Consider the following 11,594-nt stretch of genomic DNA (forward strand, 5'->3'; position numbering starts at 1 on the left):
GCGGTCGGCGCGGCGATCTCCCGGGCCGAACCCGCCGCGGGTCCCAACGCCGCACAGACGGACTGCCCGTACAAGATCAACACCCCGCCGGCGGTGGACTCCTCCGAGGCGCCGACGGCCGGTGACGCGCCCATCCCGCTGGCCGTGCCGGCCAAGCCGGTCGGCGGCGACGCGCTGGGCAGTTGCGGCATCGTCGCCGCGCCGGACACGCCGCCGCTGCCCGGCGACGTCTCCGCCGACGCCTGGCTGGTCGCCGACCTCGACAGCGGCGCGGTGGTCGCGGCCAAGGACCCGCACGGCCGGCACCGTCCGGCCAGCATCATCAAGGTGCTGGTCGCCATGGCGTCCATGAACGCCCTCAACCTGAACAAGTCGGTGCCCGGGACGTCCGACGACGCGGCCGCCGAGGGCACCAAGGTGGGCGTCGACGAGGGCGGCATGTTCACCGTCAACCAGCTGCTGCACGGGCTGCTGATGCACTCGGGCAACGACGCGGCGCACGCGCTGGCGATGCAGCTCGGCGGCATGCAGCAGGCGCTGGAGAAGATCAACGTGCTCGCCGCCAAGCTCGGCGGTCACGACACCCGGGTGGCCTCGCCGTCGGGGCTGGACGCGCCGGGGATGAGCACCTCGGCCTATGACATCGGGCTGTTCTACCGCTACGCGTGGCAGAACCCGACCTTCGCGGACATCGTCGCCACCCGCACCTTCGACTTCCCCGGCCACGGCGACCACCCCGGCTACGAGCTGGAGAACGACAACCAGCTGCTCTACAAGTATCCCGGCGCGCTGGGCGGCAAGACCGGATACACCGACGACGCGGGGCAGACCTTCGTCGGGGCGGCCAACCGCAACGGGCGCCGGTTGATGGCGGTGCTGCTGCACGGCACCCGGCAGCCGATCGCGCCGTGGGAGCAGGCCGCGCACCTGCTGGACTACGGCTTCGCCACGCCGCAGGGCACCCAAGTGGGCGCGCTGCTGGACCCCGACCCGTCGCTGCTGCCCGCCAAGCGGGACGCGGGCGAGCGGTCCGGGGCCGCCCCACAGGCCGCGGCGATGCTGCCGTCGGCCGAGGCGATGCCGGTGCGGGTGGGCGTCGGCGTCATCGGCACCCTCGTCGTGTTTAGCTTGATCATGGCCGCACGCTCGATGAACCGCCGGCCGCAGCATCGTTGACCGGCCGTTCGCGGGGCCTGCTGGTCGGGTTGACCGCCGCGTGCGTCGGCGTGATCTACGGCTATGACCTGTCGATCATCGCCGGCGCCCAGCTGTTCGTCACCGAACAGTTCGGGCTGTCGACGCGGCAGCAGGAGCTGCTGACCACCATCGTGGTGATCGGGCAGATCGCGGGCGCGCTCGGCGCTGGCGTGCTGGCGAACCTGATCGGCCGCAAGCGCTCCCTGGTGCTGATCTTGACCGCCTACGCGGTGTTCGCGCTGCTGGCCGCGGTGTCGGTGTCGCTGCCGATGCTGCTGGGGGCCCGGTTGCTGCTCGGCCTCACCATCGGGGTGACCGTGGTGGTGGTTCCCGTTTATGTCGCGGAATCCGCGCCGACCGCGATCCGCGGGTCGCTGCTGACGGCCTACCAGCTCGCCATCGTCAGCGGGCTCATCGTCGGCTACCTGACCGGCTACGCGCTGGCCGGCAGCCACAGCTGGCGGTGGATGCTGGGCCTGGCCTGCGTGCCCGCGCTCGCGCTGTTGCCGTGGGTGTTTCGGCTGCCCGACACCGCGCGCTGGTATGTGCTCAAGGGCCGGATGGACGACGCCCGGCGCGCGCTCGCGCTGGTGGAACCCGACGCCGACGCCGACCACGAACTGCTCGAGATCGGGCGTGCGCTCACCGAGGAATCCCCCGCGCGCCGGGGCGGCGTGTCCGAGATGCTGCGCCCCCCGTACGCGCGAGCCACCGCCTTCGTGATCGTCCTGGGCTTCCTGATCCAGATCACCGGCATCAACGCGATCATCTACTACAGCCCCCGCATCTTCGCGGCCATGGGCTTCAGCGGCAATCTCGCGCTGCTGGGGCTCCCGGCGCTGCTTCAGGTCGCCGGCCTGGCGGCCGTCGGCGTGGCGCTGTTGCTGGTCGACCGGGTGGGCCGGCGGCCGATCCTGTTGTGCGGCACCGCCATGATGATCGCCGCCGACGTGGCGCTGACGGCGGTGTTCGGCGCGAACTTCGGCGGCGCGCTCGCCGGGCTCGCCGGCATTCTGCTGTTCATCTTCGGTTACACCATGGGCTTCGGTTCGCTGGGCTGGGTGTACGCCAGCGAAAGCTTCCCGTCGCGGTTGCGGTCCCTTGGCTCGAGCACCATGTTGACCGCCAACCTGGTGGCCAACGCCATCGTCGCCGCCGTCTTCCTCACCCTGCTGCACTCACTCGGCGGCGCCGGCACCTACGCGTTGTTGACCGTGTTCGCGGTGGCGGCCTTCGCGTTCGTGTACCGCTACGCGCCGGAGACCAAGGGCCGCCAGCTCGAGGAGATCAGGCTGTTCTGGGAGAACGGCGGGCGGTGGCCCGAACACCCCGGGGCGACCGGGTGAGCGTGATCGGGGCGGACGCCGTCGTCCTGGACGGCCGAATCCACCGCCCCGGCTGGGTGCAGATCGCCGGCCCGCAGATCCTGGCCGCGGGCGGCGGCACGCCGCCGCACCCGGCCGACCGCACGTTCCCCGGCGGCACCGTGGTGCCGGGGTTCGTCGACATGCACGTCCACGGTGGCGGCGGCGCCTCCTACACCGACGGCCCGGCCGCCGGTCGCGCCGCCGCCTTCCACCTGACCCGCGGCACCACCACGACGCTGGCCAGCCTGGTCACCGCTGCACCCGTCGACCTGATCGCGCGGGTGCGGGCGCTGGCCGACGCCACCGCGCGGCGCACCGTCGCCGGCATCCACCTGGAAGGCCCCTGGCTGAGCCGGGCGCGCTGCGGCGCGCACGACCCCGCGCTGATGCGCGACCCGGACCCCGACGAGGTCGACGCGGAGGTTCGCGCCGGCGCCGGGGCCATCAAAATGGTCACCTTGGCACCCGAGCTGCCCGGCGCCGACCGGGCGATCCGGCGTTTCCTCGACGCGGGAGTGGTTGTGGCCGTGGGGCATACGGACGCCACCTACGAGCAGACCCGCCGCGCGGTGTCGCTGGGCGCCACCGTCGCGACGCACCTGTTCAACGCGATGCCGGGGCTGCACCACCGCGACCCGGGCCCGGCGCTGGCCCTGCTGCGCGACCCGCGGGTGACCGTCGAGCTGATCGCCGACGGCGTGCACCTGCATCCCGAGGTGGTGACCGCGGTGATCGACGCGGCCGGCCCGGACCGCGTCGCCCTGGTCACCGACGCGACCGCCGCGGCGGGGCGCCCCGACGGCACGTTCCGGCTGGGCGCCGTGGACGTCGACGTCGTCGCCGGGGTGGCGCGGGTGCGCGGCACGTCGACGATCGCGGGCAGCACCGCGACCATGGACCGGCTGTTCGCCGCCGTGGCCGCGAGCGCCGGGCCGGCCGCCGCGGTGCAGGTGACCGCGACCACCCCGGCGCGCGCCCTGGGCCTGCGGCGGGTCGGCGCTCTACGGCCCGGCTACGACGCGAACCTTGTTGTGCTGGACCACGATTGGTCGGTCGTCGCGGTGCTGCGCCGGGGCGACTGGGCGGTGGGCGGCTAACGCAGCCAGCGCGTGAGACGCGAAAACGCCAGCGCCGCAACGGCTCCCAGGCCCATCGCGGTGACGGTCTGCCGGGTGGACAGGCCCTCGTCCAGCTGCACGCGGGGCGCGATGATCGCGGGGGGCGGCGGGTCGACGGGCCGATCGCGGGGATCCTCGGAGGTGGTCGCGGCCCACGCGGTGCAGAACAGTACGAGATAGGCCGTGATGTAGGCGAACACCATCAGGCCGAGCACCGGCCCGAAGGTGGCGCCGGCCGGGCTGCGCAACACCACCTTGAGGTAGACCGACGCGACCTGCTTGAAGGCTTCGAAGCCGACCGCCGCCATCAGGCCGGCCCGGGCCGAGTCGGCCGCGTCGACCCTGTCGCGGGGTAGCCGGGCGATCATCCAGGTGAACAACAGCCAGGACACCAGCGTCGAGATGACGATCGAGAACAGCCGAAACAGCCAGTCGAACACCACGAATTGTGGGATGCCGAGCCATTTGAGCGCGGCGGCCATGGGCGCCTCGTGGCCCAGGGTGGTCAGCCCGACGGTGGCCAGGGTGACGGCGAACGTGCCCAGCATCGCCAGCAGGTCGGAGAACTTGTTGCGCACGAATCCCGGCGAATCGACGCGCTGGTTCCACCACATCTCGGTGAGCGCCTGCCGCAGGTGCGAGATCCAGCCCAGCCCGGCCCACACCGCGGTCGCCAGGCCGATGACGCCGACCGACGTGCGCGCGTCGATCGCCGAGTTCATCAGATCGAGCAGCTGCTGGCCGAGCGCGCCCGAGACCTGGGAGCGGATGTGGTCGTCGATGGTGTTGAGCAGCTGCGGTCGCCGGGCCAGCACGAAGCCGAACGCCGCGAAACCCACCATGAGCAACGGGAATAGCGCGAAAATCGTGTAGTACGTCAGGCCGGCCGCGAAGAAGCCGCCGTTGCGTGCGTCGAAACGCTGATAGGCGCGCACGCCGTGGTCGAACCACCCGTACCGGACCCGCAGCCGGTCAAGGATGCCCGGCTTGGCCGGCTCACTCATGCGCGGCTCCAATGAGAAGCGAGTGCAGTCCCCGTTACCGAATCCCCCGTTGCGGAAGGAAACCTAACCGATCGTAGACCCGCCGCACGGTTTCCCCCGCCACTTCGTCGGCCCGCTGCGCGCCCGCCGCGAGCACCGCCTCCAACTCCGCCGTGTCGCCCATGAACTCGTCGACCCGGGCCTTGATGGGGCTCACGTACTCGACGACGGCCTCGGCGGTCTCCTTCTTCAGGTCACCGTAGCCGCGACCGGCGTAGCCCTCGACGAGTTTGTCGACGCTCACGCCCGTCACCGCGGACTGGATGGTCAACAGGTTCGACACGCCCGGCTTGGCCTCGACGTCGAAACGGATCTCGCGCTCGCTGTCGGTCACCGCCGAGCGGATCTTCTTCGCCGACACGGCCGGCGGGTCAAGAAGGTTGATCAGCCCGGCGTCGGTGGCCGCGGACTTGCTCATCTTCGATGTCGGATCGGCCAGGTCGTAGATCTTGGCGGTGGCCTTGGGGATCATCATGTCGGGCACCACAAAGGTGTCCGGGAACCGGGCGTTGAACCGCTGTGCGATGTCGCGGGCCAGCTCCAGGTGCTGACGCTGGTCCTCCCCGACCGGCACCAGGTCGGTGTCGTAGGCGAGCACGTCGGCCGCCTGCAGCACCGGGTAGGTGAACAACCCGACGGTGGTGGAGTCGGCGCCCTGGCGCTGCGACTTGTCCTTGAACTGGGTCATCCGCGACGCCTGCCCGAAGCCGGTGAAGCAGCCCAGCACCCAGGCCAGCTGGGTGTGCGCCGGCACGTGGCTCTGCACGAAGACGGTGCTGCGGGCCGGGTCGATGCCCAGCGCCAGGTATTGGGCGGCGGTGATCAGGGTGCGGCGGCGCAGCGCGTCGGGGTCCTGGGCAATGGTGATCGCGTGCAGGTCGACCACGCAGAAGAACGCGTCGTGGTCGTCCTGCAGCGCCACCCACTGCGCGACGGCGCCCAACGCGTTGCCCAGGTGCAGGGAGTCCGATGTGGGCTGGACGCCGGAGAATAGCCGGCCGGATCCGGAAGCGGTGCTCATGATGCACCGATCTTTTCACGGGCGCTTCGCGGGCGGAGTCCGCGCCCGGCCGTCCACCCGAGCCGGGGCCTGCTTGCGGTACCGCCGGTACCGGCTTTAATGTCGCGGGTATGACGACTCGTGCGCCGATCCACCTCGGTCCCAGGGATGGCTCCGCCGAACCGATCCTGATGCTGCACGGCTTCCTGATGTCGCAGACCGTGTGGGAGCCCGTCGCGCCGCGGCTGGCCGACACGGGCCGCTTCGAGGTGTTCGCCCCCACCATGGCCGGGCACAACGGCGGGCCGTACGCGGGCACCTGGCTGCTCAGCTCGTCCGTGCTGGCCGATCACGTCGAGCGCCAACTCGACCAGCTCGGCTGGGAGACCGCCCACCTGGTGGGCAATTCGCTGGGCGGCTGGGTGGCGTTCGAGCTGGAGCGGCGCGGGCGCGCCCGCAGCGTCACCGGCATCGGCGCCGCCGGCGGCTGGACGCGGTGGAGCCCGGTGAAGTTCGAGGTGATCGGCAAGTTCGTCGCCGGCATGCCGGTGCTGGCGCTGGCCCGGCTGTTCGGTGACCGGGTGCTGCGGCTGCCGTTGAGCCGGCGGATGGCCACCCTGCCCCTGACCGCGACGCCGGACGGCATCAGCACCCAGCAACTCTCGGTCGTCATCGACGACGCGGTGCACTGCCCGGCGTACTTCCAGCTGCTCGCCAAGTCGCTGTCCGACCCCGGCCTGCTGCAGCTGGCCGACACCGCGGTGCCCGTCCAGCTGGTGCTGTGCGAGAAGGACCGGGTGGTGCCGGCCAGCAGGTTCAACCGGCACTTCACCAAGTTCCTGCCCCCGGGGACGCGCGTCACCGAGCTCGAAGGCGTGGGCCACGTGCCGATGTTCGAGGCGCCCGAGCGCGTCGCGGCCGTGCTGACCGACTTCATCGACGACTGCACGCGGCCCGCCGACCGCCACCGGCCGCCGGCTAGCTGACCAGCCGCTTCTCGAGGTTTTCGGCGATGGAGTCGAGGAACTCCTCGCTCTGCTGCCACGGCTGGTCGGGTCCGATGAGGATCGCCAAGTCCTTGGTCATCTTCCCGCTTTCCACGGTGCCGACCACCACCCGCTCCAGCGTCTGGGCGAATTCGGTCACCGCGGGCGTGCCGTCGAGCTTGCCCCGGTGGGCCAGCCCACGGGTCCACGCGAAGATCGAGGCGATCGGGTTCGTCGAGGTCGGCTTGCCGGCTTGGTATTGCCGGTAGTGCCGGGTGACGGTGCCGTGGGCGGCCTCGGCCTCGACGGTCTGCCCGTCGGCCGTCATCAGCACCGAGGTCATCAGCCCCAGCGAGCCGTAGCCCTGCGCGACGGTGTCGGACTGCACGTCGCCGTCGTAGTTCTTGCAGGCCCACACGTAGCCGCCCTCCCACTTGAGGCACGCGGCCACCATGTCGTCGATCAGGCGGTGCTCGTAGGTCAGGCCCTCGGCTTCGAAGCGCTCCTTGAATTCCTCGTCGTAGATGCGCTGGAACTCGTCTTTGAACATGCCGTCGTAGGCCTTGAGGATGGTGTTCTTCGTCGAGAGGTACACCGGCCACTTGGCGTTGAGGCCGTAGGAGAACGACGCGCGCGCGAAGTCGCGGATGGAGTCTTTGAAGTTGTACATGCCCATCACCACGCCGCCGTGCTCGGGGATGGACACCATCTCGTGCACGATCGGCTCGCTGCCGTCGGCCGGGGTGAAGGTGATCGCGACGCTGCCGGGCTGGTCCACCTTGAAGTTGGTCGACCGGTACTGATCGCCGAAGGCATGGCGCCCGATGACGATCGGCTTGGTCCACCCCGGCACCAGCCGCGGCACATTGGAGATGACGATCGGCTCGCGAAAGATGGTGCCGCCGAGGATGTTTCGGATGGTGCCGTTGGGCGAGAGCCACATCCTCTTCAGGTTGAACTCGGCGACACGGGCCTCGTCCGGTGTGATGGTGGCGCACTTGATGCCCACCCCGTGCTTCTTGATGGCGTAGGCGGCGTCGATCGTCACCTGGTCGTCGGTGCGGTCGCGGTGCTCGATGCCCAGGTCGTAGTAGTCCAGGTCGACGTCGAGGTAGGGCAGGATCAGCTTGTCCTTGATCATCTTCCAGATGACGCGCGTCATCTCGTCGCCATCGAGCTCCACCACCACACCCTCGACCTTGATCTTGGGGTGCCTCGCGTCGCGGTTCGCCATGACGGGCCCGACTTCCTATGCCGGTCTTAGTCTTTCGACAGGGCCTCGTTGAACGTCTTGCTCGGGCGCATCACCGCGGTCGTCTTTTCGGCGTCCGGGTAGTAGTAACCGCCGATGTCGACGGCCTCACCCTGGGCCTCCGCCAGCTCGGCGACAATGGTGTCCTCGTTCTTGCCCAGCGTGTCGGCGAGCGCGGCGAAGCGCTCGCGCAGCTTCTCGTCGTCGCTCTGCGCGGCGAGCTCCTGCGCCCAGTACAGGGCCAGGTAGAACTGGCTGCCGCGGTTGTCCAGCTCGCCGGTCTTGCGCGACGGACCCTTGTTGTTCTCCAACAGCTTTCCGATGGCGGAGTCCAGCGTCTTGCCCAGGATCTTCGCGCGCTCGTTGTGGGTCTTGATGCCGATGTCTTCGAAACACGCCCCCAGGGCCAGGTATTCACCGAGGGAGTCCCAGCGCAGGTGGTTCTCTTCGACCAGTTGGTGCACGTGCTTGGGCGCCGACCCGCCCGCGCCGGTTTCGTACATGCCGCCGCCGGCCATCAACGGCACGATGGACAGCATCTTGGCGCTGGTGCCCAGCTCGAGGATCGGGAATAGGTCGGTGAGGTAGTCGCGCAGGATGTTTCCGGTCGCGGCGATGGTGTCCTGCCCGCGGACCACCCGCTCGATCGTGTACCGCATCGCCCACACCTGGGGCATGATCTGGATCTCCAGGCCCTCGGTGTCGTGCTCCTTGAGGTACGCCTTGACCTTCTTGCGCAGCTCCGCCTCGTGCGGGCGCTCGGTGTCCAGCCAGAACACCACGGTCATGCCCGAATTGCGGGCCCGCGTGACGGCCAGCTTGACCCAGTCGCGGATCGCCGCGTCGGTGACGACCGGCATGCGCCAGATGTCGCCCTCCTCCACGTTCTGCGTCAGCAGCACTTCCCCGCTGTCGAGGTCAACGATGTTGGCGACGCCGTCCTCGGGGATCTCGAAAGTCTTGTCGTGCGAACCGTATTCCTCGGCCTGTTGCGCCATCAGCCCGACGTTCGGCACGGTGCCCATGGTCGTCGGGTCGAACGCGCCGTGGGTCTTGCAGAAGTTGATGATCTCCTGGTAGATCCGGGAGAAGGTGGACTCGGGGTTGACGGCCTTGGTGTCCTTCTGGCGGCCGTCGGCGCCGTACATCTTGCCGCCCGCGCGGATCATCGCCGGCATGGAGGCGTCCACGATTACGTCGCTGGGCGAGTGAAAGTTGGTGATGCCCTTGGCCGAATCGACCATCGCCAGCTCCGGCCTGTGCTCGTGGCAGGCGTGTAGGTCACGGATGATCTCGTCGTGCTGCGACGCGGGCAGCGATTCGATCTTGTTGTAGAGGTCGACCAGGCCGTTGTTGACGTTGACGCCGAGCTCGTCGAACAGCGCCTGGTGCTTGGCGAACGCGTCCTTATAGAAGACCTTGACCGCGTGCCCGAAGACGATGGGATGCGACACCTTCATCATCGTGGCCTTGACGTGCAGCGAGAACATCACGCCGGTCTCGTAGGCGTCCTCGATCTGTTCTTCGTAGAAGTCGATCAGGGCCTTCTTGCTCATGAACATGCTGTCGATCACGTCGCCGTCTTGCAGCGCGACCTTTTCCTTGAGCACCAAGGTGTTACCGCTCTTGGTCTCCAGGACCATCTTCACGTTGCGCGCCCGGTCCAGCGTCATCGACTTCTCGCCGTGATAAAAGTCGCCGTGCTTCATGGTCGCGACGTGCGTGCGCGACGCCTGCGACCACTCCCCCATGCTGTGTGGGTGCTTGCGCGCGTACTCTTTGACCGCCTTGGGCGCGCGCCGGTCCGAATTACCTTGCCGCAGAACAGGATTCACCGCGCTACCCAGGCACTTGGCGTAGCGGTTCCGGATTTCCTTTTCCTCGTCGGTCTTCGGGTTGTGCGGGAAGTCCGGGATCTTGAATCCCTTGCCCTGCAGTTCCTTGATCGCGGCGGTCAGCTGGGGCACCGAGGCGCTGATGTTGGGCAGCTTGATGATGTTGGTGTCAGCGTCCTGGGTCAGCCGCCCGAGCTCACCGAGGTTGTCCGGCACCCGCTGCTCCTCGGTGAGGTCCTCGGGGAATTCGGCGAGGATGCGCGCGGCGACGGAGATGTCGCTGGTCTTGATCGTGATGCCCGCGGGCTCGGCGAAGGCCCGCACGACCGGCAGGAACGCGTAGGTCGCCAGGAGCGGCGCTTCGTCGGTCAGTGTGTAGATGACGGTCGGCTGTTCGGCGCTCACGGTCCCTCTTCCGGCGTCAATGATGGGGCTCGGCGTTCTCACCGCCACGTTAGCAAGGGTGTTTGGACAGGTGTCGACCTGCACGCGCACCGCCGCGGTTAGCACCGAGTCGGCACAGTAAGATAGCCTTCGTATTGGTCATGAGCGCCAGCATCAAGCCCCGGCTTGCTGGCCGGCAACCCTCCAACCGCGGTGGGGTGCCCCGGGTGAAAGACCAGGTCTAGTAGCCACAGGCTGCGCGGCAAGCGCGGGTCCGTCAGAACGGACCCCTGACTGAAGGGGAAACTTCGCATGAGCGATAACGCCGACGGCAACAACGAACACCCCACCGATCCGGCGGTGAACTGGTCCTTCGAGACCAAACAGGTGCACGCCGGCCAGCGACCCGACCCGGCCACCAACGCCCGGGCGCTGCCGATCTACCAGACGACGTCGTACACCTTCGACGACACCACCCACGCCGCCGCCCTGTTCGGGCTGGAGGTGCCGGGCAACATCTACACCCGAATCGGCAATCCGACCACCGACGTCGTCGAGCAGCGCATCGCCGCGCTCGAAGGCGGCGTGGCCGCGCTGTTCCTCTCGTCCGGGCAGGCGGCTGAGACGTTCGCCATATTGAACGTCGCGAGTGCTGGAGATCACATCGTCTCCAGCCCCCGGCTGTACGGCGGCACCTACAACTTGTTCCACTACTCGCTGGCCAAGCTCGGCATCGAGGTCAGCTTCGTGAACGACCCCGACGACCTCGAGTCGTGGCAGGCCGAGGTCCGTCCGAACACCAAGGCCTTCTTCGCCGAGACCATCTCCAACCCGCAGATCGACATCCTCGACATCCCCGGCGTGGCCGGCGTCGCGCACTCCCACGGCGTGCCCCTGATCGTCGACAACACGATCGCCACCCCGTACCTGATCCAGCCCTTCGCCCACGGCGCCGACGTCGTGGTGCACTCGGCCACCAAGTACCTGGGCGGCCACGGTGCCGCGATCGCGGGCGTCATCGTCGACGGCGGCACCTTCGACTGGACGCAGGGTCGGTTCCCCGGTTTCACCACTCCCGACCCCAGCTACCACGGCGTGGTGTTCGCCGAGCTCGGGCCGCCGGCCTACGCGCTCAAGGCGCGGGTGCAGTTGCTGCGCGACCTCGGGTCGGCCGCCTCCCCGTTCAACGCGTTCCTGGTGGCGCAGGGCTTGGAGACGCTGAGCCTGCGGGTGGAGCGGCACGTGGCGAACGCGCAGCGGGTCGCCGAGTTTCTGGAAGGCCACGACGGCGTGCTGTCGGTGAACTACGCCGGGCTGCCCAGCTCGCCCTGGCACGAGCGGGCCAAGAAGCTGGCGCCGAAGGGTACCGGGGCGGTGCTGGCGTTCGAGCTGGCCGGGGGCATCGACGCCGG

The 11,594-nt window shown here is 69.0% G+C and carries 9 protein-coding genes and 1 riboswitch; of the genes, 5 read left to right on the top strand and 4 right to left on the bottom strand.

Translation table 11 applies throughout. From position 1 onward, the window contains the following. From A5714_RS11415 to nagA, 3 genes are all read left to right on the top strand, one after another. A partial coding sequence (locus tag A5714_RS11415; protein WP_197513648.1) for a D-alanyl-D-alanine carboxypeptidase family protein occupies positions 1-1,176 on the top strand: 1,176 nt, incomplete at its 5' end. After that, a complete protein-coding gene (locus A5714_RS11420) occupies positions 1,173-2,543 on the top strand; it encodes a sugar porter family MFS transporter (RefSeq protein WP_068285274.1) in 1,371 nt (456 codons plus the stop codon). The genes A5714_RS11415 and A5714_RS11420, both read left to right, overlap by 4 nt. Then, positions 2,540-3,661 (top strand): N-acetylglucosamine-6-phosphate deacetylase, encoded by a 1,122-nt coding sequence (gene nagA, locus A5714_RS11425; RefSeq protein ID WP_068285275.1) that lies wholly within the window; start codon positions 2,540-2,542, stop codon positions 3,659-3,661. Before A5714_RS11420 ends, nagA begins: the two co-directional genes overlap by 4 nt. On the opposite strand, the gene yhjD is transcribed toward nagA, so the two are convergent. Together yhjD and trpS are read right to left on the bottom strand one after the other, a co-directional pair. Next, positions 3,658-4,686 (bottom strand): inner membrane protein YhjD, encoded by a 1,029-nt coding sequence (gene yhjD, locus A5714_RS11430; RefSeq protein WP_068285276.1) that lies wholly within the window; start codon positions 4,684-4,686, stop codon positions 3,658-3,660. The genes nagA and yhjD overlap by 4 nt on opposite strands. Before the next feature lie 34 nt (positions 4,687-4,720). Continuing rightward, positions 4,721-5,746, bottom strand: a complete 1,026-nt coding sequence (gene trpS / locus A5714_RS11435) for a tryptophan--tRNA ligase (protein ID WP_068285278.1) — start codon at positions 5,744-5,746, stop codon at positions 4,721-4,723. Positions 5,747-5,913: 167 nt separating this feature from the next. Between trpS and A5714_RS11440 the strand changes: the two genes are divergently transcribed. Beyond that, entirely contained in the window at positions 5,914-6,711 is a 798-nt protein-coding gene (locus tag A5714_RS11440) for an alpha/beta fold hydrolase (protein WP_068285291.1), read from the top strand. Here the strand turns inward: A5714_RS11440 and A5714_RS11445 are convergent. Both A5714_RS11445 and A5714_RS11450 read right to left on the bottom strand, forming a co-directional pair. Next, positions 6,704-7,945 carry an NADP-dependent isocitrate dehydrogenase gene (locus A5714_RS11445; RefSeq protein ID WP_068285280.1) on the bottom strand — a complete coding sequence of 414 codons (1,242 nt, stop codon included), beginning with the start codon at positions 7,943-7,945 and terminating at the stop codon, positions 6,704-6,706. The genes A5714_RS11440 and A5714_RS11445 overlap by 8 nt on opposite strands. Before the next feature lie 26 nt (positions 7,946-7,971). Further along, positions 7,972-10,203: an NADP-dependent isocitrate dehydrogenase gene (locus A5714_RS11450; RefSeq protein WP_068285282.1), complete on the bottom strand. Its 2,232-nt coding sequence runs from the start codon at positions 10,201-10,203 to the stop codon at positions 7,972-7,974. Positions 10,204-10,339: 136 nt separating this feature from the next. Further along, positions 10,340-10,457: riboswitch (SAM riboswitch) on the top strand. A 37-nt stretch (positions 10,458-10,494) separates the two neighbouring features. On the opposite strand from A5714_RS11450, the gene A5714_RS11455 reads away from it, so the two are divergent. Next, positions 10,495-11,594 (top strand): bifunctional o-acetylhomoserine/o-acetylserine sulfhydrylase (locus A5714_RS11455; protein WP_068285287.1); only part of this gene is annotated, 1,100 nt, incomplete at its 3' end.

The organism is Mycobacterium sp. E2462, assembly GCF_001672685.1.
Taxonomy (GTDB): domain Bacteria; phylum Actinomycetota; class Actinomycetes; order Mycobacteriales; family Mycobacteriaceae; genus Mycobacterium.